The organism is Candidatus Trichorickettsia mobilis (genome assembly GCF_034366785.1).
GTDB classification, from domain to species: domain Bacteria; phylum Pseudomonadota; class Alphaproteobacteria; order Rickettsiales; family Rickettsiaceae; genus Trichorickettsia; species Trichorickettsia mobilis_A.
Window position 1 is genome coordinate 567,785 of the sequence record NZ_CP112932.1, and the last position, 26,598, is coordinate 594,382.

The following is a 26,598-nucleotide window of genomic DNA, read 5'->3' on the forward strand; positions in this document are numbered from 1 at the left end:
CTAACCAGATGTCATAAAATTAATATTAAATTTTCATTAATCATGGAGTTTTATGACCGCACAACGAATTATGGGCTTAAGTTTTTTATTATTATGTCTATTGATCGTTATCAGCAATTTTGTTTACATCGAAATATTTTCAAGAGCTCAAGGAGAAGTAGTCCCATATAACTCTATTGTCAAAGCTGATTTTTTTGAGGCTGGTATTATCTCTAAGATCAGTGTACAGGAAGGAGATCATGTTAATGAGGGACAGGTATTGGCAGAACTTGATGCCCAAGAATATTCCCTCCAAACAAAACTACTATCTGATAAAATTCAATATGTTACGCACAAAATAGATTTGCTTAAAGGGTTGTTAATTGATCAACAGAAAATAGTTGCTAATAATGAAAATAAGATGTTGAATCAAAGTAATTTTGATGAATTAAGAGAAAATTATATTGATCAGATCAAAAATTTTCAGGATTTATTAGCTGCAGATGCCCGAGAATATGATGTAGTACAAGCTCTTATTGCTAAAGGTTCACTTGCAAAAATGACCGATATTACTATAAAACAAAGAGTACTCAAAGATGAGCAATCTTTAGTAAAGGCTATAAAAGACTTTGAAGAAAAAATTATATTTGAAATGGAAAAATATATAGAACAAAAGCAGGATCTAGAAAACAACCTAAAAGTCTATCAAGTATATCTTGAAAGATCAACTCTAAAAGCTCCTGCAAATGGAGTTATCGAAAAAATATATTTCGAGCAAGATGGTCAATACGCAGCAAAAGGGACAACATTTGCTGATATTATTGAAGATACTGCAGATAAATTTAAAATACAATTAAAGATGAGCACTGATAAGATTGGTAAAATACACGAGAATGCACCTGTATATATCAGAATTGATACTTATGATCATGGTATCTTTGGCACGATCATGGGTAAAATTATTAATATTAGTATAAATGCTACAGAAGTGACACAAAGTGCAAAATTTTACTTAATCGATGTTTTACCAGAAAAGCCTTATTTAACTTATAAAAATAAAACCTATCCTTTAAAATATGGAATGTCATTGTATGGTACAATCGGCCGAGGTAAGGTTTCTGCATTTGCATATTTTATGAAGCCAGTAATTGAATCTTTTAATGATATTGGAGCATTATAAATTATTCCTGTCACTCTAAAAGGTTCTGTCGCATCGGCGTTATTGCATGAATCAGAGTTTGAAGAGTTCTTTATACTCTATTACACCCGTTATTAGTACACTTGGAATTTGATATAACAACGTAAATATCCACCGCTTCAATGACTTATATTATTAACTCTAATAAAATCTATGATCTCTTCAGCGCTGGAGCTAAAGTAAAAATGCTTGAAATATTGCCCATCTTTATCTAATAAATAAACGAATGATGAATGGTCAATCATATAATTCTTATTACCTTCTGCAGTTTTATTATCTATCGATCTAGCATAATATACTTTAAATTTATCAGCAACCTCTTTGATTTGCCCAACATTTCCAGTTAAGCCAATAAATTTGGGATGAAAATGTGGTAAATACTCCTTTAATACTTCTACAGTATCACGCTCAGGGTCTATAGTGATAAATACCGGAGTTATATTTATTTTATACTTATCGAGTGCATTTAAAACTTCCGTTAATTTATAAAGAGAAGTCGGACAAATATCAGGACAGTAAGTAAAACCAAAATATATCATACTTAAATGCCCTTTTAACATAGAACTATTGAAATTCTTACCGTTAAAATCGGTAAGTTCAAAATCCCCACCTATTTGCGCATCATCTTTAATATTATCACCATGTCCTGCAAGAGGTTTAACTGGCGTTTCAATAGATAATAATAGATATAACGCAATTATTAGCACCATAGCACCAACTGCTATAATCACTTTAATGGTATTACTAATAGTTTTTTCTTCTTTGTTCATATTTTTTACTTACCTTTGAGCTAAAATTTCAGCAAATTCTAAAGCTGCATAGCTAAAAATAGCTGAAGCCCCTGCCCGCCGAAAAGCAATGAGAGACTCCATCATACTTTCCTGCCAGTTAATGGCTCCAGCTAAAGCAGCAAATTTTAGCATTGCGTATTCACCGCTCACTTGATAAGCAAAAACACTTGACTCAAAATTAGTTGCTGCTGCATGAATTACATCTAGAAACGGCATCCCAGGCTTGATCATCACCATATCAGCGCCCTCCATCAAATCTTGTTCAATTTCACGCATCGCTTCTTTAACATTACGTATATCCATTTGATAAGTAGCCTTACTTAAATATGATCCTTTACTACTACCCACTGCATCACGAAAAGGAGAATAGAAGCTAGAAGCATATTTAGCAGCATATGCCAAAATATTTACATTGATAAATCCTTCATCATCCAATCCCTCACGTATCGCTGCTATTCTACCATCCATCATATCTGAAGGGGCTACGATATCAGCTCCTGCCTTTGCTAATACTAATGCCTGATTAGATAAAGCTTCGACTGTTTTATCATTATCGACGTCACCATCATCACCTACAATACCATCGTGACCATGAGTAGTATATGGATCCAAAGCAATGTCACATATTATTCCAATATCAATTCCAGCGTTCTTTAAGCTCCTGATAGTTCTACAGAGCAAGTTATCCAAGTTATAAGCTTCATCTGCATCATCGCTCTTTAATTCCTGTTCAATACAGGGGAATATTGCAATTGCCTTGATTCCAGCTTTTGCTGCTTTTTTTGCAGTAACTATTACCTTATCTATAGAATATCGATAAACACCAGGCATAGTTTTTATTTCCTGCTGTTGATTTTTACCTTCGATTACAAATATTGGTAATATCAAATTAGTTGGAGAAATGGTAGTCTCTGCTACTAATTCTCGTAACCATTCGGCTTTTCTATTACGCCTTAATCGTACTGTTGGATACATAATTCTATTCCTAATTTATAAGTTCTCAGTTGCAGCTTCTACTAACCCTTTAAATATAGCAAAATCTATATCATTTGCGTTTAAATATTCAGGATGCCACTGCACTCCTAATACAAATTTATGCTGTGGCGACTCTATTGCTTCAACAATATTATCTGCTGCGGTTGCTGTTATAATCAAGCCATCTCCTATCTTACCAAGAGCCTGGTGATGATTAGAATTTATCATCACTTCTTTATTTGCTGTCAACTTCGATAATATACTACCTTCAACTATATTAATATTATGCGCTGGTGTATTTTTAGTATCCGGTTGTTTATGGTTAATCGTAGAACTGATATAATCAGGTATATGTTGGATCAAATCACCACCAAAAAATATATTTAATAACTGCATTCCATGACATATTCCTAGGAATGGCAGATCTCGCTCTATAGCCTTTTGCAAAATTGCCAGTTCAAAATCTGTTTTCTCATCATCATTTCTTACCTCAACATATTTAGAATTAATCTCTTGATGGTAAAATTTAGGATGAATATCTTCATCACTTCCTGGAATAATTAGTCCATCTACTATATCAAGAACCTCTGCTATTGCCTCAATTTGATAAGGTATCATTATTGCTATTCCCCCAGCCTTAATGATACTCGCTACATAATTTTGCCTTAATACATACCACGGAAACGATGAATATCTATATTTTTCAGAATCTTCAGCTAAATCCAAAACAATACCGATTACTGGCTTTTTTCTCATAAAACAATTACCTCAATTAAAATTACAGCACACACTCCCTGAACTTGAAATGAAGGACATTGGTACGAGGTCAAAATCAAGGAGTGCTAGAAGTCACATAGTCGAGGAGCGCAGCGTATGATTAATACGTGAGCACCGCAGATCTATGGTGACGACGCCGCAATCCGCAGATTTTCACCTCGTACCATGGCAATGTTTGTATTTTTTTTCTGACCCACAAGGACACAGCTCATTTCGTGCAATCTTACCCCAGCTAGTGGGATCATCTTGCACTCTATCTTTAGGATCGACGTAAGCTTTAATTGGTTGCAAGGCAGTTTCTATACTAGCGCCGGAATTATATTTAGAAAATGCTGGATCCTCTCTAGTTTCACTCATTTTCTGTAGTCGCTTATGCGCTAGTGACAGTGTATTACGATCTAAATGTTGTGCATCTATATGTAAATAACTTACTCTCTGGACAAAAAGCTCTCTTAAACATACTAACATATGTTCAAACAACGTAAAAGCCTCTCTCTTATATTCATTTAAAGGATCTTTCTGCCCGTATGCTCTGAGCGAAATTCCTTGCCTTAAATAATCAAGATTATGTAAGTGATCCTTCCAAACCTGATCAAGAGTGGTCAGCAAAATATACTTAACCGCATCTCGCATAATATCGACGCCATAATTACTACGTTTCATTTCATAAAGATCATGAACCATTTCGGTAATTTTTTTGATAATTTCGACCTCAGTAACATTCTCATTTTGAATAGTTGCTATATCAAATTTTATAGAAAATACACGTAATAACTCACCAGCTAAAGCATGCAAATCCCAATCTTCTCGATATGATTTTGGTTTAATAAATGATAAGACGATACTCTCTATCGCTTGCTCTGTCATGTTATCAAAAAAATAGCCTGCATCATTGGCTAGAATAATTTCATTTCTCTGTTCATAAACTATTTTTCGTTGATCACTCATTACATCATCAAAACGCAAAAGATTTTTACGAATCTCATAATTGTGCGCTTCTACTTTTTGTTGTGCTTTTTCCAGTGAACGACTAATCATTGGATGGTGAATAGCTTCTCCTCCTTTTAAACCTAATGTACGAAGGATTCCAGAAATACGGTCTGAAGCAAAAATACGCATCAAATCATCTTCTAGTGATAGGAAAAATTTAGTGCTTCCTGGATCTCCTTGTCTACCAGATCGACCTCTTAACTGATTGTCGATCCTACGACTTTCATGCCTCTCAGTACCAATAACAAACAAACCACCAGCAGCAATTACTTGTCGTTTGTCTTCCATGATTTGTTGCTTAATTTTATCTACCGTCGCTTTATATTCTTCTGCTGTTAAACTCTGTGAATCTAGTTGATCTACTAGCATATCCTCATTACCACCGAGCCTAATATCAGTACCACGCCCTGCCATGTTAGTAGCAATGGTTACTGCTTTCGGCCTTCCTGCTTGCGCAATAATATAAGCTTCCTGTTCATGAAATTTTGCATTTAATATGTTATGTTTAATTTTATGCTTTTTAAGTATTGTCGATAATTCTTCTGATTTCTCAATGCTCACAGTACCAACAAGCACCGGTTGCGCGCGTTCATAACAATCTTTAATCAATTTTAAAATTGCTTCATACTTATCTTGCTTACTACCATAAATCTCATCATCATAATCAATCCTCTGTACCGGATGATGGGTAGGCACTGCCACTACTTCAAGATTATATATATCTTTTAATTCTGCCGCCTCAGTCATTGCCGTACCGGTCATTCCTGACAGTTTAGGATACATTCTAAAATAATTCTGAAAGGTTATGGAAGCTAATGTTTGGTTTTCATTTTGAACCTTAACTCCTTCTTTGGCTTCCAGTGCTTGATGCAGGCCTTCCGAATATCTCCTCCCTTCCATTATCCGGCCGGTCATCTCATCAATAATCATTACTTTGCCTTCTTGCACGATATAATCGACATTAGCATTAAACAATGTATGAGCCTTAAGCGCCTGATTAACATAATGAACTAGACTTAGATTCTCAAAGTCATATAAGCTACTATTTTTAGTAATCAAACTTTGTGCAACCATTGCTGATTCCAGCTGATTAATACCACTCTCAGTTAAATTCACTGTGCGCAGTTTTTCATCTTTTTCATAGTCAGCAGTTGTTAACTGTCGAACTAACGTATTAATTTCATTATAAAGTGTAGAATTATCATCTACAGGTCCTGAGATAATTAATGGTGTTCGTGCTTCATCAATTAGAATTGAATCTACTTCATCAATAATCGCAAAATTACAGGGACGCAGAACTCTGGTTTCTTCGCTGTATTTCATATTATCTCGTAAAAAATCAAAACCCAACTCATTATTTGTAGCATATGTAATATCCTGTAAATAAGCATGACGTCGGTCTGCGTCGCTCATATTGCTAATAATACATCCCACAGATAGACCAAGAAATTCATAAATTTTACCCATCCATTCAGAATCACGTTTTGCCAAATAATCATTTACCGTTACAATATGCACACCTTTTCCAGTCAAAGCATTTAAATATGCCGGCAATGTGGATACCAGAGTCTTTCCTTCGCCAGTGCGCATTTCTGCCACCATATTTTGATGTAATATCAACCCACCAATTAACTGCACATCGAAGTGTCTTGTCCCATGCACTCGCCTTGCTGCCTCTCGTACTACTGCAAATGCTTCATAAATCAAGCTGTCTAAAGCATTGCCTTGCGCAACTCTATGTTTGAATTCAGCAGTTTTATCTTTTAGTTGTTGATCAGATAATGCTTGTATTTGAGGCTCTAATTGGTTAATTTTGATGACTTCTGGACGTAATTTTTTAATTATGCGGTCATTAGCAGTGCCGATGAATTTTTTTAGTATCGAAAACATTAATTAATCCTGTATTTACAAAATAACCATATTAAAATATGGTATTTTGCAAATTTAGCAAACAAATTGTAAATAGCTGTTGACGAATGCAATATATGCTTCTAAAAGGACTAATTATATTTAATAAAATTAACAGATAATAATGAGCCGAAAAATGAAAAAATTAGCAATAATTCTCTTATCAGCTAGTCTAACCTACAACGTAGCTTTTGCAGAAAATGATCCTATTGTTGCAACATATAAGGGTGGAGAAGTGCGGGAATCGCAAATAATGCAGCAATTTAAACCAGCATTAGATATGCAGCCTGGAAATAAGGATAAAAAATTCTCGGAATTTGATCGAAATTTACAAGAAGCACTAGTTCGCGGCTATATCAATGTCCAGCTTCTTAATCAGGAAGCCAAGGCTCTTGGAATTGAAACTGCAAAAGAATTTCAGGAAAAATTAAATAATGTTAAAACTCAGTTGCTGCAACAAGAGCTTATTGAACGTCAAGTAAAAGCAGTAGTTACTGATGCAATGATTGATGCTGAATATAAAAAACTAGTTGAGAGTTTAAAAGGTCAGGAAGAAATAAAAGTTAGCCATATCTTAGTTGATAGCGAAGAGAAAGCTAAAGAAATCAAAAAGAAATTAAGTAAAGGTGCTAAATTTTCAGCATTAGTCAAAGAGTTCTCTAGTGATGAAGGTTCAAAAGCAAATAACGGCGAAATTGGCTATATTACTAAAGGTCAGTTAGTTCCTGAATTTGAAGCTAAAGCCTTTTCCATGAAAGTTAAAGAAATTTCTGATCCAGTAAAAACTCAATTTGGATGGCACATCATTCAAGTGCTTGATAAGAGAGCCGCACAAGTGCCAACAGCAGAAACTGAAAAACCTAATATAACTTCTAGGCTTAGTAGAGAAGCTGTAGAAAAATACTTTACTGATCTAGCAAGTAAAGCTGATATTAAGTTAAATTTGCCAAAATCAGAAACTACGCCTGAAGCAAATAAAACAGCGCCAGTTCCTGCTACTGCTGAACCTACAAAGTAATATATATAGACTGTATTATAATTTAGGTTATAATACAGTCCAGTTTTTGAATATTTACAAAATAAAATAACCTCGCAATAGATTATTACCTCTCAGTTGCTAAAACTTCTAACAACTATCGGTATTAACCCCAACAAAATCTCGAGAGTGTTCAAACTCAATTATCCTAAATTCTGGTATAGCAGAAATATTGTTGCTTGCTTATTATGGTTACCCAGTAAACTCTATTTTACTCTTGGAGTAATTAGGCATTATTTTGCAAAGCCGACAACATTCCCGGCACCAGTGATTTGCATTGGGAATGCTAGTATTGGCGGAACTGGTAAAACTCAAATAGTAATTTGGTTAATTAAATTACTAAAGGCAAAAAATATTAATGCCATAGTCATTACTAAAGCTTATAAAAGTTCAGTAAAAACTGCGCTTTTAGTTCAAAAACACCATACTGCCCATGATGTAGGTGATGAATCATTGTTAATTTCAAAATATACTACAGTTATTGCAGCAGCAAAAATCCAAAGCGCTTTAGTTCTTGTTGAATCTTTAAATCCTGAAGTAATAATAGTTGATGACGGCCTACAGAATCCAAATTTCACTAAAGACTTCACTATTTTATCAGTTGATGGTCACAGAGGGTTTGGTAATGGTTGGCTTATACCAGCAGGCCCGTTACGTCAATACCCATCTACAGCTTTTGATATTGCTAATGTAGTTATTATATTAGAAGGTACTGATAATACCACATTACAACAAACAATGTTCTTTTGTAGTAAACCAATATTTAATGCTACTAGTATTGTTAACATTAATTTAGATAAAACTAAAACTTATTTTGCTTTCTGTGCTATAGGCAATCCTGATCGTTTTTTTAATACACTGCAAGCAAACGGAATAACACTTGCAGGATTCAAGACATTCCCAGATCATCATCATTACTCCGATGATGATTGTAAATATTTACAAAATCAAGCCCGTAACTTGCATGCTACTTTAATTACTACTAGCAAAGATCATGTTAAAATCTACAATAAATTATTAGTTGAGAATCTTGAAATTGAATTATCTATTAACAATCAAGAATTATTACAAGATTTAATATATGAAAAAATTTTTAAGAAAGATAAAGCATATAATTGAATATGTGTTATTTTTAGCAATCATAAACTTACTTAAGCTTTTTGGTATAGATAGGTCGGCAAATTTATGTAGTACACTCGCAAAAAAAATTGGCCCATTATTACCAGTCACTCATATTGCTAAAAAAAACCTACAGGCTGTATTTAGTGATAGTATAAATCATCAACAAGTAATTAATGAGTTATGGGATAATTTCGGCCGTTTTATTGGTGAATTTCCTTATATACCAGATATTTCCGAGATTGAAATTTCAAAAAGAGTGGAAATAGAGGGGATAGAGCATATAGCAGAACTACAAAGACTATCTAAACCTTTCTTGCTATTTACCGGACATTTTGCAAACTGGGATTTTGCACTTAAGATAATCAATAAACTATATTATAAATTTGCCATAGTTTATCGAAAAGCAAATAATCCATATATTAATAGTGTGATTAATAATTGCCGAGCTAGTAATAATATAGCTTTGATTGCCAAGGGACCGCAAGGAGCAAAAGATCTAATCCGAGCAATGAAATCCGGGCATTCAATTGCCATGCTCGTTGATCAAAAAATGAATGATGGTATTAAGGTACCTTTTTTTGGTAAGCCAGCAATGACCGCTCATGCTATTGCCAAGTTTGCTCTACAGTTTAAATATCCTATTATCCCTTGCCAAATTATCAGGACGACTGGCAGCTATTTTAAAATTATTATCCATTCCCCATTACAATACGAACAAACAAACGATCTCAATATTGATTGTTATAATATTATGTTAAAAATTAATCAAATACTAGAGGAATGGATCAAACAACGTCCTGGTCAATGGTTCTGGTTTCATAATAGATGGTGAGGAAATAAGTAGGTTTAAGGATTGACAAGAGTATCTTTGCTCTTAGCCATATACGAACAACAACGCACCAAGTTCTAATCAATTGTATAGTCCAGAGTAATAAATCTAAGAGTAATACTAAAGAGTAGCTTAAGCCAACCATTTAGAAGAGTTAAATTATTTTGTATCTAATTAAAGTAATTTTAATAGTTGATAAGCAGATCATTCAATCCTAGCTTAGTAGTTATAAGCGTAAGTGCACTATCGTTTTTGCTTCAAACTTGAAAAGGAGCTTTGTTAGTATATAACTTAATTAAACTGGAGGTTGCCATGAAAATAGTAGGTTATGAGGAAATAAAAGATACTGCAAGAAAAGATACAAACAGTGTAATAGATACTAAAGAAGAAGTAATCGGTATACCAAAATCTTTAAAAGACATTTTCTTATATTGTAAGCCTAATTTTATGATAATAGTGATGCTATTAGAATAAAATTTGGAGTAGAAAAAAATAGGCAAATTCAATTAACTTTTTGTTTACATCTACCCTCTCACAAGCGAGAGCAAAGCTAAAAACCGGAAGCTCACTCATCAATTTATAAAACTTCGTCACCACCTAACTGACTCTAGCTATACGTCAGAGCTCGCTATCTGTAATGATTTATCTTTTATGGTTATTACCACATCATGATATGCTGTCAGTGTATTCTTGTGTGCGATAGAAACAATCAATTTATCTGGTAAATTCTTTGTCAATAATTCATAAGCAGCTTTTTCACTTAATAAATCCAAAGCACTTGTTGCCTCGTCTAAAAATATCATATCTGGTTTATTTAATACACATCTAATAAAAGCTAATTTTTGTTGCTCACCTAAACTTAATATTCTACTCCATTCATTGATTTCATCAAGCTTGTCCTGTAGATGTTGTAAACCTAATAGCGCTAATAATTTTTGAATATTATTATCATCATTATATTGTATTAATGGATATGATAAAGCGCTTCTTAAACTACCTAAAGGCATATAAGTTTTTTGTGGTATAAACATTGCTGTGGCATTATCAGGAAAAGATATGTTTCCTTCAGCATATGGCCATAAATTTCGCATAGTTTTCAATAAAGTGCTTTTGCCACTACCTGAAATACCTGCTATCAAATACCTAGCTTTTCTCAATTGTAAATTATCACAACTCAATAGTAATTTATTATCTGGTAAATAGATTTTTAGATTTTCAAATATTACACTACCTTCTCGATTATTAATAAAGTTCAATTTCTTGTCCTGAATTAAGCTATCATTAAAATCTACGCTAGTGCCAAACCCTTCTAATCTACCGATTATCGCACTTAGATTTGCTATGTCAGTATATGAACTAATTATCCATGATAACGCTTCTTCCATTCGTCTGAACGAATCTACGATCTGCATTAATACACCTAAGGTAATTTTACCGATAAAATACCTTGGAGCTAATACAATAAACGGTAAAATTAGTGCAAATTGTTGATAAAATGAAACAAAGCTCGTGATCTTCATTTGTCTAAATATTATATTTTTTGTATTTTTAATAATTAGAGCAAATTTACCTAGCACACCATTTTTCTCAAAATCAATAGCATTATATATCGCTATTGATTCTGCATTTTCTCTGATCCTAATCATCTGATATCTAAAATCCGCTTCTTTTTTTTCCTGTTTGAATAATAACTCAGATAGAGATTTTCCTAACCAATGAATGCAGTAGGTGCCTAATAGTGAATATAATAACGCTACCCACACAAGATATCCACGTAATTTAATTTCTATACCAAGTACATTAAACTCCAATAGCTCAGAAAGTGACCATAATATGGCGATAAAACTGATAATTGTGGTAATAGCATTTAATACCCCTAAAAACAAACTCACCATAATCGTTGCAAATTCTGATATATCCTGAGAAATACGCTGATCAGGATTATCTACTTCTTTACCTAAAATCTTGGTAACACAATAATTATGGTTAACTAGCCATAAATTTAAATATTTACTAGTCATCCAACTACGCCATTCCATACTATACCACATTTTTAGTGCAATTTTTAATAGCGCATTGCTTATATAAATTGCAGCTAAAATAACAAAAAATAATAATTGCTGCTTAAACTTTTCTTTGTTTAAGTCTTGCAAGCTATTATAGAAATCAGCATACCATTGATTAAATCTTACTATTAAGAAAACCGTAAATAATTCAAAGATTATTAATGATATTATTCCTAATATAGCGATTGTTTTTTTCTCTTCTTTAAAAAAACCTATAGTAAGTTTATAGCATCTAGTAAAAAGGCTCATTAGTTTTTGCTTATATATTATGATTTATTAGTATGAATTTATAGCTTGTAAACAAATAATGTTTATGTATAGCTTCCCTAGTTGAATTATGGTACGCTAATTTTACAAGCCTCAGCTGTGCGAAATAAAGTAATCACTGCTTGTGCAGCTTCGCTTTGAAATTAATGTACCATAATTCAACCAAGCGACGCTATATATGAGAAATGCTGGCGGAGAGAAGGGGATTCGAACCCCTGACACGCAAAACGTGAACACGCTTTCCAGGCGAGCGCCTTAAACCACTCGGCCATCTCTCCATAATTATTAATAGACCTCTGTGAGAGTTCATGGTTTTTGTTTTAGAGCTTGTCAGATCAGTAGATATAAGAGAGGAATTTTTAGAAAAAACGAAGTCGAGTGCCGCAAGCAGTCTTTTGTTTGCTGCGGAACTTCGCCTGCGTTTTGAGTGAGCAAAATTACCTCTTAGATGTACTGATCTGACAGGATCTTAGGCTAGTTGAGCTCCAATGTTCCACCTGATGTCATCTCGACTTTCAGTATCATCCTTGCACAAGCCGGAATTCAGGAAATCCACTAGATTTTTACTCAAAAAAAACATAAACCGTGAACAACACTCATCCTTCACCGAGTATACACAATTTATGAATGACTGCAAGTAGCGCTTTAGCTGTATACGGTTTATAAATTACATTGATTTCATCTACGCCAATGATTTGTTTTAAATCTGACTCAGAAATTGTAAGGCCAGTCTGCAATACTATTGGGATATTATGCGATACTGGATTGTTTCGTATAGCACGATATACTTCATATCCATTAATATCACGTAAAGTAACATCCAAAAGAATTAGTCCTAGTCTTTGATAAAATTGTTCTACAAACTCAAGAGCTTCAACTGCACTATAAGCATGAATTACTTTATAGCATGGATCATTTAATATTAAAGATATTACGTCATGACATGCTTGATCATCGTCTACAAAAAGAATGTTATATATTTTTTTTTGATTGGAAGATGCTAACCGTGATGGTTTCGTCATATTTCTAACCATAGTCTAAAGCTGGAATAATAAAACTAAACCTTGCTCCTAATTGCGGTTTAGGATTGTTCTCAGCCCAGATAGCTCCATGATGAGCGCAATTATCTCATTACAAATGGCAAGTCCCAGACCCGTTCCTACTATATTTGATGATGACTGTTCACCACGATTAAATGCATCAAATATAGATTGCAATTGATGTTCAGGAATACCAATTCCTTGATCAATTAAGCTAAACTGCCAGTAATGCGCCTCAGCCTTATCTACAAACTGTAAAATTGCAGTAATTGTACCGGTATCGGTATATTTTATTGCATTACTAAATAAATTCATTAATAATCTTATTATCTGCATGCGGTCACCAAGGATAAAAGCAGCCTTATCATTAGTTTTGAAAGTTATGTTCAGTCTTTTTCCATATAAATACAATATTTTACACTGACGCACAACATCACGAACTAAGGATACTAGATCGGTTTTATTAAAATTATAGGTCATTTTTCCTGATTCAAACTTAGATAAGTCCAATAAGTCTGTGGTCAAATTGGTTAAGAATAAACTACTGTTAGCTATATTTCTAACTTGTTTTTTACATTCAGCATCATTCATTCCTTCCCAATTCTCATATACCAACTGTGATATATTATAAATAGCATGAATCGGCGTACGTATTTCATGACTAATATAATTTAATAAATTCGTTTTTGCTTCTAATAACTGTTTTACCTCTACAACTCTTTTTTGTAATTCTACATTCATTACCATAGTATTTTGTAGTAATGTTTGTCGCTCCATCTCAGTAGCTTTAATATTTTTAGTAAAAAAATAACTAGGTAATAAAATACAAAAACTAGTTAAAGTAGTATGATATAATAAAGAATATTCAAATTGCACTTGGTCATTATTAAATAAATATATAGCCATAGCCAATAAAATGCCTGTTACAGCAATACAAACAAAGTTCCACCAATCCATTATTAATATATATAAAGCTAACCATAGCAGAAAATTTAGCTGCCATTCCAAGCTAGCAGCATTATTTAATAACATAAAGGTGAAGAAAAATGGCCCTAGGTAAACTAAACTTGCATATAAACAAATAAGTCGTACTATATTAAAAGATTTTGCAGAACACTTATTGTATATAATTAACAAGATAGAGAAAAATAATCCACAAACCCTCAGTATGACATTGTCATATTCGACAAAATAAAAATATTTATTTCTAATATAAAAAAATAAGTGCCCTGCAATGTTTACTATACCAAAAATGAATGCGTGCTTTTCTGTTTTAGTAACACCTATTTTTAAAAATTCATAGAATGCTTTAAAATGACAAGCAGTATTCTTTGTCATGTGTAAATCGTTATTAAATGTTAATAATGAAGTATAACATAATATTCACATAATGCAACTGCAAAAGATAAACCTTGGGTTAAATTATCCCCAACATTGTTACCCGAAGCTGCATTAGCTGCTGTACAAAACAACCTATGGTGTATTTTTTGTACATAGGACATAATAATTTAATTAAATAGATATTAGTATATTTAAAAATTAGTTAAAAATCCTCAACTTAATTTGAATAAAATAATTTAACACTATTATGATAATTGTCCAAATATTATTACCTCTTACTCAATTATTTCCTTTAGAATATTTAGCACCAGAAGAATTACAACTTATTATTGGTGATTTGGTTATAGTACCATTTAGAAATAAAATGTGTACTGGCGTTGTTTGGTCAACTTCCAATATACGCAATAATAATACTATTACTCCAAAAATTGTGCAGCAGAAAGTTCCTGGTGATTTTACTTTAAATTCAAGAACCATGAATTTTATTAATAAAGCTAGCAGCTATTATTTAAGCTCACTGGGATCTATGGCCAAACTGATTTTACCAATAGATATCTCAGTATCTCCGATAAAAACTAGACACCAGCATATCCCATCACATTTTAATTTACCAAATTTATCGACAAATCAACATGAGATTCTAACAAAGTTAAGAATGGTCAACAAACCAACACTTATTCATGGAGTTACCGGTTCTGGTAAAACCGAAATATATTTTCATTTAGTAGCAGAATATTTACAAGCAGGTGCACAAGCACTAATTATGCTACCTGAAATTGCACTTAGCAACCATATTATTCAACGTTTTATCAATAGATTCGGCTTTGAACCGGTGATCTGGAATTCTTCTATTACCAAAGCGCAAAAAAAAATGTCATTAAGAGGGATTTTAGATGGCCGAGTAAGAATGGTAATTGGTGCTCGCAGTAGTTTATTTTTACCATATACAAATCTTGGCTTAATTATTGTAGATGAAGAACATGATAGTTCTTATAAGCAAGAGGAGGGAATATTATATAATGCTCGTGATATGGCAGTATTGCGCGGTAGTTTAGAAAACGCTAAAGTAGTGCTAGTATCGGCCACCCCATCAATAGAAACAATTTATAATGTACAAATTGATAAATATCATAATATACCACTAGAAAATCGTTATTCAGGAGCCACAATATCACCGGTAGAAATTATTGACCTGCGTAAAGAACGCTTACCATATAATAATTGGTTATCGCATTCGCTATCTACTGCTATCCAAGAAAATTTATTAAAAAAAGAACAAACCTTATTATTTCTAAACCGCAGAGGCTATGCTCCATTAATGTTGTGCAGCTCATGTGGCTATCGATTTACCTGTGGATCATGCTCAGCTTGGTTAGTCGTACATAAAAATAGCAAACGCTTGGAATGTCATCATTGTGGCTATATATGCAAAATTCATCTCGCCTGCCCAGAATGCTTTACCGAAGACCATTTGATTGCTTGTGGTCCCGGTATTGAAAGAATTGCTGAAGAAGTGCAACGTCTTTTTGCTAATTATAGAATAACAATTGTCAGCAAGGATGAGATCACTAACGCTAATAAGATGCAAGCTCTATTACATAAAATGGAGAATAACGAAATTGATATATTAATTGGAACTCAGATGATTACTAAAGGTTATCATTTTCCTAATCTTACTTTAGTTGGAATAATAGACGCAGATTTAGGGTTGATGGGCGGAGACTTAAGAGCTGCTGAACGTACTTTTCAATTATTGCACCAGGTTGGCGGAAGAGCCGGACGGGAACATAAACCAGGAAAAGTTTTGTTGCAAACTTATTACCCAGATCATATTGTATTCTCAACACTTAAAGACAATGCCGAAGAACAATTTATAGAATACGAACTTAATAATCGTCGAGATGCAAATTTACCGCCATTTACGAGAATGGCATCTATTATTTTGACTGGCAAAAATGAACATAAAATCTTTGATTATGCAAAGCAACTAGTAGCAATTGCTCCTAAAAGTAATGTCAAAATACTAGGACCAGCAAAAGCTATGCTCACAAAATTATCGGGCAAATATAGATATAGAATATTAATAATTACAGCTAAAAAATTTAATTTACAACAATATCTTAAAACCTGGTTGGCTTTAGTAAAATTTCCCTCTAGTTGCCAAATACGAGTGGATATTGATCCACAAAATTTCATGTAGACATATAGCGTCGGTCAGTGAGCTTGGGACGACAAAATTTCGCGTGATTCACCTGTGCTCACGTATTATAAAGCTTGCGCAAGGCCTCACAACACTAAAATTTATCGTCCCTAGCTCACCTGACTCTAGCTATAGCTCGAGTTGTCAATTAAAATCACCACCATCTTCTGTTTCCACGTTATTGCAAACTGACCCATCCCCATAAAATTTTGTACGCAATGCTTAAATACCATCACTACAGCAACCACAACGTTTTTTTGGTTATTTCTGTTCAGATTGCTGCTGCAATAATAATTGCTCAGCCTCATCGTCTTCTAACCACTGATTATTAGCGAGCAGATTATCTTGTTGTAATTTCACTACATCACTATTAGGTATACCTGCGATTTCCTGTTCTGCCAGATATTGTATGGGGTAATATTCGATATCAAATACTCTAAGAGCATATTCTGTTTGTTTAAGATCGTCTATTCTTGGGTCAATGGCTACTATCTTACGAGGCATTATGTTACTAACTTTCATAAACTCAATTAAAGCACCGTTTTTGCTGAGAGCACCGGTAAATAATATACCTTTGTAAAAAAAACTATTATCCTTTTTAGAACCTAGAGTAATTAACTCTTTACCATTAATTTTATCAGTAAAATTTACCCCAAAATACTTAAGTTCTTGATAATGCCATTCTTGTGGATCCTTAATTAACTCATGTTCCACAATCATAGTTTGATATAATCCCAATACTAAAGCTCCCGTACTTTTTAATTTTTCTATAAAACTAGGCCATTCCGGTTCAACCAGTATAATTTTTCTGCGCTGCAGAAACGCTGATAATGCATGATTGAATACAGGCATATTTTTGGCTTGAGCAGTAAGATCCTGAATGAAAGTTCTATAAGGATTATTATAATATCTAAACATTTTTGATTTAGGCGCAACTATAGTCTTATCTATGTTTATCAGTACTATAGTAGTTGGATCAATAATCTTAATTATATTCTGAGATACATCAGAGTTTAAAGAATAGGTAGCGGGTATTGCAGCATAAGCCGATAAGCTAGTTAAATATAGTATAAATATGCATTGTATAAAATATATCATAGTGATTTTGTTATGACTTAACTTCTAACTAATTTTTTATTTGACTTTGATTTTGAGCTAGAGTGAACAGTTGTTGATTTTTTATTTTTGATTTTGATGACCCCTAAATGTTGGTCAAGCAATGATACCATTTGCTTATCTCTGATAGCAGCGCTTTTACCACCAGTAATTACCCCAACAACAGCCTTATTATTTCTTGAAGCTGTAGTAATTAAATTAAATCCTGCTGGTCTAGTGTATCCAGTTTTTAAACCTTCAGACCATTGGTAATTGGCAGTAACATGGTTATGCCCCGAGATAACTTGTCCTCGAAAACTGAAACTTGTTTTTGAGAATAAATGATAAAACTTTGGAAAGTCTCGTTTTATAGCGATTGCTAGTTTAGCCAGGTCTACAGCGGTAGTTTTTTGCGCTGGATCATGCCATCCTGAAGCATTAGTAAAATTGGTATCATGCATACCAAGCTGTTTAGCACGTCTGTTCATCATTCGTGCAAATTTTGCTTCTGAGCCAGCAATATTTTCAGCGGCAACTGCTGCTCCATCATTAGCTGATTTTACTATAAGCGCCAGAATAACATCACGTACTGTAATATATTCTCCTGCTTTTAAGCCAAGTTTAGAAGGCTGCATCTGTTCAGCATGTTTAGATACATATAATTTCTGTGTTAACGATAGCTTACCGGACTCTATAGATTCAAATATTAAATATAAAGTCATAACCTTTGCTAATGAAGCTGGGTTAATTTTAGCTTTTGCATTTTGAGCATGTAATATTTTACCAGTCTTCATATCAACAACTAAACTAGACTTGATAGGATCACTAACAGCTACTGCCTTATGTGCAAATGAATTATCGTGAATGATTAGGCCACAGATCAAGACTAACATAATGCAGATAGTGTACGAGGTATTTCTGGACATATATGACCTTAAAATAAATAAGGAAGCAATTCTAGTAAAACAGAATATGGGATTAAATATAAATATTTAATGAAGAGTGCAAAAATTTATATAATAATTTCGACCATAAAACAACAAATTTAGGTTCTATGAAGATCTCTGATTATTATATTTTTTCTGTAAATACACCAATAGCAAAATAGCTGGTATTGCTAAAATAATAGTAAAAATAAAGTAGTAATCCCATCCCAATTGACGTACCAAAGTTCCGCCATAGATAGTAACGGTATTGTTAAACAGACTAGCTGCGCTACTAAATAACGCATATTGTGTAGCAGAATATTTTTTATTACATAATATGCTCAAATAAGCCACTAAGGCACTTGAGCCCATCCCCCCAGCAAAATTTTCTATTGAAATTGCAATAAATAATGCACTAAAATCAGTTCCTTGGTGATTGAGCCACACAAAAGCCAAATGTGTGATACTTTGTATAATACCAGAAATTATCAGCCCTCTAAAATAGCCAATTTTATATATTACTAATCCACCAGCATAAGTGCCAAGAATAGTCGCGATAAACCCATAGATTTTAACTGCAACAGCAATTTGCTGCTTAGAAAAACCAAGCTCTAAATAGAAAGGCATACTCACCACACCCAACATTGCATCGCCAAGCTTAAAGAAAATCACCACTAACAATATAGCAATAGCACCTTCTCTGCTTAAGAAATCCATAAATGGTTTGGTAATCAGTATTTGTAAATTTCTCCAGGAAATATCAATATCGACTTTGAAATTAGATTGTGCTTCATCAATAAAAAAAATGAATATTGTAGATAGCACAAAAATACCAGCTACTAATAACAGTGTATTCGGCCAACTATCATTAATATGAGCTAAATATAGCGCACCACCACCAGTTATTAGCAATCCTATCCTGTAGCCAAAAACAGCACAAGCAGCGCCAACACCTTGCATTTGTTGTTCCAGTTTTTCAATACGAAAAGCATCAAAACTAATATCAAATGTTGCTGATAAAGTACCAAGGCAGATAGTGAGAATATATAATAATGACAGATCGGCATTAGGCGATAATATACTCATGCTATATAATATACAGGCAATTAATGAACTACAGCAGATCATCCAGCTTGCTCGTCGGCCAAATTTACTTAGAAAAGGAATGCTACAATAATCGATTATCGGTGACCATAGGGGCTTTAAAGAATATGGTAGTCGTGCTATCGCAAAAGTAGTGATAATTTCAAGAGTCACATCTGATTCTGTAAGCCACGTGACTATCATAGTACCGATAATAGCTAATGGCATACCACTAATGATACCTAGAATAAATATTTCAAATAATCGATAATCACCGAATATTTTAAATAAAGTTGAATTTTTCATATTTTTATAAAATAATTTAGGGCCAACGCACTTCTGGTGGCATCGACATCAATATAGCTTCGATATTACCATCAGTCATTAAGCCGAATTTAGTGCCACGATCGTACAACAAGTTGAATTCAACATAACGACCACGGCGAATCAGTTGGTAATCCCTTTGTTCTTTAGTCCAAGGTAACCACATTTTATGACGCACGATTTCTGGATATATTGTTAAAAAAGCTTTACCAACATCAACAGTAAAAGCAAAATCATTGTTAAAATCACCACTATTTAAATAATCATAAAATATACCACCAACACCACGTGCTTCTTGACGGTGTTTTAAATAAAAATATTGATCACATTCCTTTTTAAATCGTGGATAATAAGTAGAATCATGTAGATCGCAGGCAGTTTTAAGAGCATCATGAAATTTTGCGGTTTCAGATTCATCAGGATACATTGGAGTTAAATCGCTACCACCACCAAACCATGTTTTACTAGTTTCAAGATAACGCGTATTGAAATGTACCGCTGGCACTAAAGGAGAGCACATATGTGCTACTATGGAAATACCGGTAGCAAAAAATTGCGGAGCTTCTAAAGCTCCTGGAATATGCTGGCTTAATTCCGGTGATAACACTCCATGTACAGTAGAAATATTAACTCCTACTTTTTCAAAAACGTTACCACGCATAATCGAGATTTCACCACCGCCACCGCCGGGTCTGTCCCACAATTTTCGTTCAAAGGTAGAAGCTACGATATTTCGTTCTTTACTATATTCAAGCTCAATAGCTTCAAACGCTGCAATAATATCATTGCGTAAATTATGAAACCACAAAGATGTAGTTAATTGATTATCATTCATAAGTCTTAGATACTCACATAAAAAGAAGAACTGTATTAACCTGTATAAAACGCAGTCATGCTGAACTTGTTTCAGCATGACTCTTTTTTCCTTATATTAAAGATACAACTGATAACTATACTAAATTAGATTCCATAAATTCATCGAATTCTGTTACTGTACCTATATTAACAGTGCGTAGTTTATGGTTAGTTCTTTTAATCATCCCTGTTAATATTTTGCCACTTCCTATTTCAACAATTTCTTCAATTCCTGCTTGCACTAATTGATCAATTGTTTCACGCCACCTGACTCGTCCACATACCTGAGTAATTAAATTTTGTTTTATTATCATAGGATCGTTAGTTGGAACGGCTGTAACATTAGTAATTACTGGCACTATCGGTTTATCAACAATTACTTCTGATAATGCTTGTGTCATTTCTTGTTCCGCTGGCTGCATCAAATCGCAATGGAATGGTGCACTAACTTTTAATTTTATTGCCTTATATCCAAGATCTTTCAAGATTGCGATTACTCTCTCAACACTAGCATTATGGCCACTTATTACTATTTGACCTGAAATGTTATCATTAGCAATTTGACAAACCTCAGCTCCAGCATAATCATAAATAATTTGCTCAAGAGCGGTAATATCTATACCAATACAAGCTGCCATAGCTCCTACTCCAAAGGCGCAAGCATTCTGCATTGCTTCACCACGTCTGCGCAATAATTTAGCAGTATCAATCAGGCTAATACTTTCAGCAGCACAAAGAGCACTATATTCACCTAGAGAATGGCCAGCAACATATTGACATAAACTAGCAATATTAGTACGATTTTGATCTTTTAATGTATTAATTATCGCCATTGATACCGCCATCAGAGCGGGTTGAGTATTTTGAGTTAAAGTTAATTCTTCGTCTGAACCATTAAAAATAATATTACTTAATTTGTAATTTAAGCTATCATCAATAAACTGAAAGGTAGTTCTTGCTGTTTGAAACTTATTGTAAAAATCTTTACCCATGCCAACCACTTGAGAACCTTGACCAGGAAAAATAAATGCTCTATTCATAAGCCTACAATACATAAATGCAACAGTGATTATGCGATTTAAATTAGGATTGTCAATTATTTTAATAATTCTGCAATTATCAAGAACTCAAGCTTTAGCTGGTGATGATATTGCTATGATTTTTACGTATCTTAATGATGGAAAATGGCTGGATGCTGAGAAACTTGCGCAGCAAGCTGATGATAAAGCATTGTTCAAAGTGATATTGTCACAAAAATTCCTGGATTCAAAATATAAAGCTAACAATTTTGAGGAAGTGATAAAATTCATCAAACAAAATCCACACTGGCCACAAATTGAGAAATTAACAGAAAAAGCAGAGAGTTATTTAAGTGACGATACTGACCAAAAAACTATATTCGATTGGTTTTTACATAATAAACCAAAGACTGGAAACGGTTATAAGTTCTATGCTAAGGCTAGTGTAAAATTACTAAATGATCAGGCTAAATTATTACCTATACTTAGAGATGGATGGGTTTATGGTGACTTTACTCGCAACGAAGAGATAGAGTATCTAACGAATTTTGGCAAATTGTTACGTGAAGAGGATCATGTGCGTCGAATAGACGAACAACTATGGCGATCTGATGTCACTGAGGCGAAAAGAATAATGTCAATGGTCAATGAAGGCTACCGACATTCATTTGCTGCCCAGATAGCTCTAATAAATAATTCTCATAGTGCAGAGCAATTGTTTAAGAAGATTCCAGCCAAATATTATACCTCCGGCTTGTTATACCGTTATCTAGAATCAAAGAAAAAACAGCCAGCTGATAGTTATATTATTTCATTATTCAAACATATCCCCAAGGATTTTCATCACAGCGTACAATGGTCTAAATTACAACGATATTATGCTCGCGAATTTCTTGAACAAAAAGATTTTGCTAACGCCTATAAAATAGTAAAGCAACATTTTGCAATTGTTGATGAAGATATAAGAGAAACAGAATGGTTAGCCGGTTGGATAGCACTCAGGTTTATCCATAAACCAGAACTAGCGTTGATTCATTTTAATAAATTTAATAAGGTAGCAAAAACTCCGATCAGTAGATCAAGGGGCGCTTATTGGTTAGCAAGAACCCATGAAACCAATGGAGATCAGGAAAAAGCAACGCAGTTTTATCGAAACTCTGCCAAATATCCGTACACTTTTTATGGGCAGCTAGCAACAATTGAATTGAAAGAACATAGAATAGTACTTCCCTCTGCTCCAAAAATAGAATCTCATCATCAGCGTAGTATCGAGAATAATGATGTCATACGAGCTGCAAGATTATTAGTTAAGTATGGAAAACCGGAATTGGCGCATATCTATGTCAAGGCCGCAGTTTCACAAGTGTCTCATCCAGCAGAAGCTTTGCTGTTAGCAAATATTATCAAAGTCGATAGTAACCCTTATTATATGGTGCAATTCGCAAAGACTGCTGTGCATAACCATATATTTATCAAAAACTATGCTTTTCCTACTCCTTATAAATTAAATAATACGCCGATAGAAGCAGCACTAAGCTACGCTATTATTCGGCAAGAATCTGTTTTTGACCAGTATGCAGTGAGTACAGCCAAAGCTATGGGACTAATGCAATTGGTAAAAGCTACAGCTTGTCAAACAGCTAAGTCCATTGGTGTTCAATGTAATGTAGCAAAACTTACTCAAGATCCTAATTACAATATCAAGCTCGGTACCAATTATCTCAATGATTTGCTAGTACAACATAAAGGGTCATATATTTTGGCGATTGCTTCCTATAATGCAGGTAGTCATCGTACTAAAAGATGGATTGACTTATTTGGTGACCCAAGAGCAATGAAGAATGTCAAACAGATAGTGGATTGGCTTGAACTAATACCATATAACGAGACCAGAAACTATGTTCAAAGAGTGCTAGAAAATGTTCAAGTTTATCGAACAATATTAAACAAAAACAATAAATTGCACTTAAAGCGAGATTTAGTATTGCTAGCCAAATAGTGAGCGTTCGCGGATTTTAGAAAAAGCCTCTCGTGGCAAAGAAAAGAAAACCACCATAAAAAATTTATAAAGAGTATGCTTTATTATCCTTGTTTTCTTACCATATCTGCAAAAATCGCTTGTTTATCAGGGTATTAATGCTGGTATTAGACATGCTTTGGTAAAAGAAATAGCTAAATAAGAGAAAATTAAAAAATTAGAGTAGCAAAAACAGCGCTAGCTTTTGCGTGTGAAATTTTCAAAATGGCTTTATTCTGTATCTATTCAGATGTACGCTGGATTCCCGCCGTTGCTGGGAATGACACCGTGGAAGCAGTTTGTTGTCAAACTCACCATCTGTATACCTGATACGGTAAATGTTTGCGCCAGGGACGTGAATAGATACTTTATTCTTCTATATTTCCTAAAATATTAACATCATATTTCAGATTAATACCTTCATGACATTGTTCAAAAATATTTGATAGACTGTTAGAATTAATAACCGAGCTATCTCCTATCTTTTGAGCAATACATTTATCTATTCGATGTTTCTGACTGGCTATTACACCAAACTCCCCAGAAAATTCACTTAAATTTTGCTGAAGTTGGAAATGCTTTACCAAAGCCGCAATATTATCATGCGAGTTAACCACTCCCTTGCTTGTTTCTTGCAATTCTTTATCTCGTAATTCTCGTATAATATTATTTAGAACAGGTATATATGAAAATCTTATCGGTTTATCCTGAAACCATAATGAGGAATCATCTTTTGATTTCAATTCATTAGTACTTACCCATGTAAGACGCCCAATTTCTGTGCCATTAGCCTGAAAAGAATTAATTTCTCGTTCAGACTTGAATGATGATTCGTATATAGTTGGCGCTTTTGGTAGTGTACCTAAGTCAATCCAATAATGTGAAACTTTAGTGTGGAGGTTTGCTACATTAGTAGTTCCATAATTATCTATAGTGTAAGCTTCTCTAATCATTTCTGGAGTAATAATACCATTATAACCAGTTTCCTCTCTAAATTCACGTATTGCTGTGTCAATCGCATTATAATCCCTAGTATACTCAAGAGCCTGTGACTTAAGGTAGTCTTTTATATCATTAGGATTAAAGTTCTTGATATAAGGATTTTTTTTAACAATTTTAACATTATATTGTGCAATTGCTTCACCAATTTCTTCTAGATCTTTTTTGGTAGTATATTGTACTGCAGTGTTTAGAGATGTTGAACTGTATGATAAATTTATAACGACTCCAGTTTCCGTATTTGCATCTTCTGCTGCATCCTTTGCTTCTCCTTCGGCAAAAGATAATGTAGTCTTTTTTGTTCCTTCTACCCCAGCACCATGAGTATATCCACCAATTTGGTCATATTGCGGTGCAAAACCTTCTTCAGCTTTGTTACGAACTTTTAACTTTTCCATTAACATTAATTGTCTTTCACCAGTAGTAGAGTCTATATATGATACTGTAACCGATACACCACTACCTTGCTTATCATAAGGGTGAGCAATAATTGATCGCCGACCTTCCGGTGTTATATTGTTATAAAATTCCTTACCAAATTGGGTAGCACTTTTTGTAGCCTCAACAGCAACTGCATCATTTAATACCTGATCTTTACTAATCAAAGACTTAATAAGATTAAATCCAAATTTTTGGTCATCTTTAGCATGTGATACTATAATTCCAGGATTATAGTAGTTATATGTCATGGTAGTTGCTGTACCGAAAACAAAGCCTCCTAAAACTTTTAAAAAATTACCTTTAAACTTCATAAATATTACCCTAGTTCTTGGAATTTTTAACCATATACACTACTTTAACGCAAGTTGCCAATTAAAATACTTTATTAAAAACCATAGAGTCCACTTCCAGCCGTCTGAGCTGAAAACGTTATTTTATGATGACTCTCTCGCAAGCTTGATTAAATATTTACCATAATTATTCTTGTACATACTATGCCCTAATTCTTCAAGTTTGGCTTCATCTATCCAACGCATACGCCATGCAACCTCTTCAGGACATCCTATTTTGAATCCTTGTCTGTGTTCTATAGCAGCAATAAATTGAGATGCTTCAAGTAATGATTCATGAGTTCCTGTATCAAGCCAAGCATAGCCTCGTCCAAGAGTTACTACTGATAACCTATTTTGCTGTAAATAAATACTATTAAGATCTGTTATCTCTAGCTCACCACGAGCTGATGGCTTGAGTTGTTTAGCAAAATATGAAGCATCAGCATCATAAAAATATAACCCGGTAACCGCATAATCAGATTTTGAATTCTGTGGTTTTTCCTCTAAAGACAGTGCGACACCATTGCGATCAAACTCGACAACACCGTATCTCTCAGGATCGCATACTTTATATGCAAAAATCGTTGCTCCCTCAGTTTTCTCACTTGCTTTCAATAGTATTTTCGACAATTCAGCACCATAAAAAATATTATCGCCTAATATCAAAGCGCTCAACGAGTTACCTATAAATTTTTCTCCGATTATTAGTGCTTGAGCTAATCCGTCAGGAGATTCTTGTATTACGTAACTAAGATTGATTCCCCAATCACTGCCGTCACCCAGTAATTCTTGGAATAAAAAAGTGTCTCTAGGAGTAGAAATAATCAATATGTCTTTAATTCCAGCAAGCATAAGAGTTGACAGTGGATAATAAATCATCGGTTTATCAAATACTGGTAACATTTGTTTGGACACTCTTAAAGTAGAAGGGTACAAGCGTGTACCGGCTCCACCAGCTAAAATAATACCTTTTCTCTTCATATTACCT

At 33.7% G+C, this 26,598-nt stretch carries 21 protein-coding genes and 1 tRNA gene; 7 read left to right on the forward strand and 15 right to left on the reverse strand.

Going from position 1 to position 26,598, the window contains the following annotated elements; all coding sequences use genetic code 11:
- The first annotated feature begins 52 nt into the window (after window positions 1-52).
- Window positions 53-1,159 (forward strand): HlyD family secretion protein, encoded by a 1,107-nt coding sequence (locus tag Trichorick_RS02605; protein WP_323738700.1) that lies wholly within the window; start codon window positions 53-55, stop codon window positions 1,157-1,159.
- Between the two features lie 137 nt (window positions 1,160-1,296).
- On the opposite strand, the gene Trichorick_RS02610 is transcribed toward Trichorick_RS02605, so the two are convergent.
- The 4 genes from Trichorick_RS02610 to secA form a co-directional block, all read right to left on the reverse strand.
- Complete coding sequence (locus tag Trichorick_RS02610; protein WP_323738701.1) at window positions 1,297-1,947, reverse strand: SCO family protein; 651 nt, start codon at window positions 1,945-1,947, stop codon at window positions 1,297-1,299.
- 9 nt (window positions 1,948-1,956) lie between these two features.
- Window positions 1,957-2,943, reverse strand: a complete 987-nt coding sequence (gene hemB, locus Trichorick_RS02615) for a porphobilinogen synthase (protein WP_323738702.1) — start codon at window positions 2,941-2,943, stop codon at window positions 1,957-1,959.
- Between the two features lie 15 nt (window positions 2,944-2,958).
- On the reverse strand, window positions 2,959-3,699 hold the full coding sequence (locus Trichorick_RS02620) for a gamma-glutamyl-gamma-aminobutyrate hydrolase family protein (RefSeq protein WP_323738703.1): 741 nt from the start codon (window positions 3,697-3,699) through the stop codon (window positions 2,959-2,961).
- A 174-nt stretch (window positions 3,700-3,873) separates the two neighbouring features.
- Window positions 3,874-6,600 carry a preprotein translocase subunit SecA gene (gene secA / locus Trichorick_RS02625; protein WP_323738704.1) on the reverse strand — a complete coding sequence of 909 codons (2,727 nt, stop codon included), beginning with the start codon at window positions 6,598-6,600 and terminating at the stop codon, window positions 3,874-3,876.
- A gap of 154 nt (window positions 6,601-6,754) precedes the next feature.
- Between secA and Trichorick_RS02630 the strand changes: the two genes are divergently transcribed.
- From Trichorick_RS02630 to Trichorick_RS02645, 4 genes are all read left to right on the forward strand, one after another.
- Window positions 6,755-7,636 (forward strand): peptidylprolyl isomerase, encoded by an 882-nt coding sequence (locus Trichorick_RS02630; RefSeq protein WP_323738705.1) that lies wholly within the window; start codon window positions 6,755-6,757, stop codon window positions 7,634-7,636.
- Window positions 7,637-7,783: 147 nt separating this feature from the next.
- A complete protein-coding gene (gene lpxK / locus Trichorick_RS02635) occupies window positions 7,784-8,773 on the forward strand; it encodes a tetraacyldisaccharide 4'-kinase (protein WP_323738706.1) in 990 nt (329 codons plus the stop codon).
- Entirely contained in the window at window positions 8,736-9,608 is an 873-nt protein-coding gene (locus Trichorick_RS02640) for an LpxL/LpxP family acyltransferase (protein WP_323738707.1), read from the forward strand. Before lpxK ends, Trichorick_RS02640 begins: the two co-directional genes overlap by 38 nt.
- 309 nt (window positions 9,609-9,917) lie before the next feature.
- A complete protein-coding gene (locus Trichorick_RS02645; protein ID WP_323738708.1) occupies window positions 9,918-10,079 on the forward strand; it encodes a hypothetical protein in 162 nt (53 codons plus the stop codon).
- Window positions 10,080-10,216: 137 nt separating this feature from the next.
- On the opposite strand, the gene Trichorick_RS02650 is transcribed toward Trichorick_RS02645, so the two are convergent.
- The 4 genes from Trichorick_RS02650 to Trichorick_RS02665 form a co-directional block, all read right to left on the reverse strand.
- The gene (locus Trichorick_RS02650) at window positions 10,217-11,920 is read right to left on the reverse strand and encodes an ABC transporter ATP-binding protein/permease (RefSeq protein ID WP_323738709.1); all 1,704 of its coding nucleotides are present in this window, start codon (window positions 11,918-11,920) and stop codon (window positions 10,217-10,219) included.
- 207 nt (window positions 11,921-12,127) lie between these two features.
- A tRNA-Ser gene (locus Trichorick_RS02655) sits at window positions 12,128-12,216 on the reverse strand.
- 318 nt (window positions 12,217-12,534) lie between these two features.
- Window positions 12,535-12,960 (reverse strand): response regulator, encoded by a 426-nt coding sequence (locus tag Trichorick_RS02660; RefSeq protein ID WP_323738710.1) that lies wholly within the window; start codon window positions 12,958-12,960, stop codon window positions 12,535-12,537.
- A 48-nt stretch (window positions 12,961-13,008) separates the two neighbouring features.
- Window positions 13,009-14,316: a sensor histidine kinase gene (locus tag Trichorick_RS02665; RefSeq protein ID WP_323738711.1), complete on the reverse strand. Its 1,308-nt coding sequence runs from the start codon at window positions 14,314-14,316 to the stop codon at window positions 13,009-13,011.
- Between the two features lie 250 nt (window positions 14,317-14,566).
- On the opposite strand from Trichorick_RS02665, the gene priA reads away from it, so the two are divergent.
- Window positions 14,567-16,519, forward strand: a complete 1,953-nt coding sequence (gene priA, locus Trichorick_RS02670; RefSeq protein ID WP_323738712.1) for a replication restart helicase PriA — start codon at window positions 14,567-14,569, stop codon at window positions 16,517-16,519.
- Between the two features lie 261 nt (window positions 16,520-16,780).
- Here priA and Trichorick_RS02675 read toward each other — a convergent pair whose 3' ends face one another.
- The 5 genes from Trichorick_RS02675 to fabD all read right to left on the reverse strand — a co-directional run bounded on the left by Trichorick_RS02675 (window position 16,781) and on the right by fabD (window position 21,842).
- A complete protein-coding gene (locus tag Trichorick_RS02675; RefSeq protein ID WP_323738713.1) occupies window positions 16,781-17,617 on the reverse strand; it encodes a DUF2608 domain-containing protein in 837 nt (278 codons plus the stop codon).
- Window positions 17,618-17,634: 17 nt separating this feature from the next.
- On the reverse strand, window positions 17,635-18,507 hold the full coding sequence (locus tag Trichorick_RS02680; protein ID WP_410250261.1) for a D-alanyl-D-alanine carboxypeptidase family protein: 873 nt from the start codon (window positions 18,505-18,507) through the stop codon (window positions 17,635-17,637).
- A gap of 159 nt (window positions 18,508-18,666) precedes the next feature.
- A complete protein-coding gene (locus Trichorick_RS02685) occupies window positions 18,667-19,929 on the reverse strand; it encodes an AmpG family muropeptide MFS transporter (RefSeq protein WP_323738715.1) in 1,263 nt (420 codons plus the stop codon).
- Between the two features lie 16 nt (window positions 19,930-19,945).
- Window positions 19,946-20,782, reverse strand: coding sequence for an oxygen-dependent coproporphyrinogen oxidase (gene hemF, locus Trichorick_RS02690; RefSeq protein ID WP_323738716.1), 837 nt, complete (start codon window positions 20,780-20,782; stop codon window positions 19,946-19,948).
- 115 nt (window positions 20,783-20,897) lie between these two features.
- On the reverse strand, window positions 20,898-21,842 hold the full coding sequence (gene fabD, locus Trichorick_RS02695; protein ID WP_323738717.1) for an ACP S-malonyltransferase: 945 nt from the start codon (window positions 21,840-21,842) through the stop codon (window positions 20,898-20,900).
- Window positions 21,843-21,867: 25 nt separating this feature from the next.
- Here fabD and Trichorick_RS02700 point away from each other — a divergent pair, with 25 nt between their 5' ends.
- Window positions 21,868-23,820, forward strand: a complete 1,953-nt coding sequence (locus tag Trichorick_RS02700; RefSeq protein WP_458693522.1) for a lytic transglycosylase domain-containing protein — start codon at window positions 21,868-21,870, stop codon at window positions 23,818-23,820.
- 386 nt (window positions 23,821-24,206) lie between these two features.
- Here Trichorick_RS02700 and Trichorick_RS02705 read toward each other — a convergent pair whose 3' ends face one another.
- On the reverse strand, window positions 24,207-25,589 hold the full coding sequence (locus tag Trichorick_RS02705; RefSeq protein ID WP_323738719.1) for an NUDIX hydrolase: 1,383 nt from the start codon (window positions 25,587-25,589) through the stop codon (window positions 24,207-24,209).
- Window positions 25,590-25,712: 123 nt separating this feature from the next.
- On the reverse strand, window positions 25,713-26,591 hold the full coding sequence (rfbA, locus tag Trichorick_RS02710) for a glucose-1-phosphate thymidylyltransferase RfbA (protein ID WP_323738720.1): 879 nt from the start codon (window positions 26,589-26,591) through the stop codon (window positions 25,713-25,715).
- Window positions 26,592-26,598 lie beyond the last annotated feature (7 nt).

What these genes read in the sequence shown, in the direction of transcription:
- Trichorick_RS02605 (WP_323738700.1), top strand. Translation starts at nt 53, where the DNA reads ATGACCGCACAACGAATTATGGGCTTAAGTTTTTTATTATTATGTCTA.
- Trichorick_RS02610 (WP_323738701.1), bottom strand. Translation starts at nt 1,947, where the DNA reads ATGAACAAAGAAGAAAAAACTATTAGTAATACCATTAAAGTGATTATA.
- hemB (WP_323738702.1), bottom strand. Translation starts at nt 2,943, where the DNA reads ATGTATCCAACAGTACGATTAAGGCGTAATAGAAAAGCCGAATGGTTA.
- Trichorick_RS02620 (WP_323738703.1), bottom strand. Translation starts at nt 3,699, where the DNA reads ATGAGAAAAAAGCCAGTAATCGGTATTGTTTTGGATTTAGCTGAAGAT.
- secA (WP_323738704.1), bottom strand. Translation starts at nt 6,600, where the DNA reads ATGTTTTCGATACTAAAAAAATTCATCGGCACTGCTAATGACCGCATA.
- Trichorick_RS02630 (WP_323738705.1), top strand. Translation starts at nt 6,755, where the DNA reads ATGAAAAAATTAGCAATAATTCTCTTATCAGCTAGTCTAACCTACAAC.
- Trichorick_RS02640 (WP_323738707.1), top strand. Translation starts at nt 8,736, where the DNA reads ATGAAAAAATTTTTAAGAAAGATAAAGCATATAATTGAATATGTGTTA.
- Trichorick_RS02645 (WP_323738708.1), top strand. Translation starts at nt 9,918, where the DNA reads ATGAAAATAGTAGGTTATGAGGAAATAAAAGATACTGCAAGAAAAGAT.
- Trichorick_RS02650 (WP_323738709.1), bottom strand. Translation starts at nt 11,920, where the DNA reads ATGAGCCTTTTTACTAGATGCTATAAACTTACTATAGGTTTTTTTAAA.
- Trichorick_RS02660 (WP_323738710.1), bottom strand. Translation starts at nt 12,960, where the DNA reads ATGACGAAACCATCACGGTTAGCATCTTCCAATCAAAAAAAAATATAT.
- Trichorick_RS02665 (WP_323738711.1), bottom strand. Translation starts at nt 14,316, where the DNA reads ATGACAAAGAATACTGCTTGTCATTTTAAAGCATTCTATGAATTTTTA.
- priA (WP_323738712.1), top strand. Translation starts at nt 14,567, where the DNA reads ATGATAATTGTCCAAATATTATTACCTCTTACTCAATTATTTCCTTTA.
- Trichorick_RS02675 (WP_323738713.1), bottom strand. Translation starts at nt 17,617, where the DNA reads ATGATATATTTTATACAATGCATATTTATACTATATTTAACTAGCTTA.
- Trichorick_RS02680 (WP_410250261.1), bottom strand. Translation starts at nt 18,507, where the DNA reads ATGTTAGTCTTGATCTGTGGCCTAATCATTCACGATAATTCATTTGCA.
- Trichorick_RS02685 (WP_323738715.1), bottom strand. Translation starts at nt 19,929, where the DNA reads ATGAAAAATTCAACTTTATTTAAAATATTCGGTGATTATCGATTATTT.
- hemF (WP_323738716.1), bottom strand. Translation starts at nt 20,782, where the DNA reads ATGAATGATAATCAATTAACTACATCTTTGTGGTTTCATAATTTACGC.
- fabD (WP_323738717.1), bottom strand. Translation starts at nt 21,842, where the DNA reads ATGAATAGAGCATTTATTTTTCCTGGTCAAGGTTCTCAAGTGGTTGGC.
- Trichorick_RS02705 (WP_323738719.1), bottom strand. Translation starts at nt 25,589, where the DNA reads ATGAAGTTTAAAGGTAATTTTTTAAAAGTTTTAGGAGGCTTTGTTTTC.
- rfbA (WP_323738720.1), bottom strand. Translation starts at nt 26,591, where the DNA reads ATGAAGAGAAAAGGTATTATTTTAGCTGGTGGAGCCGGTACACGCTTG.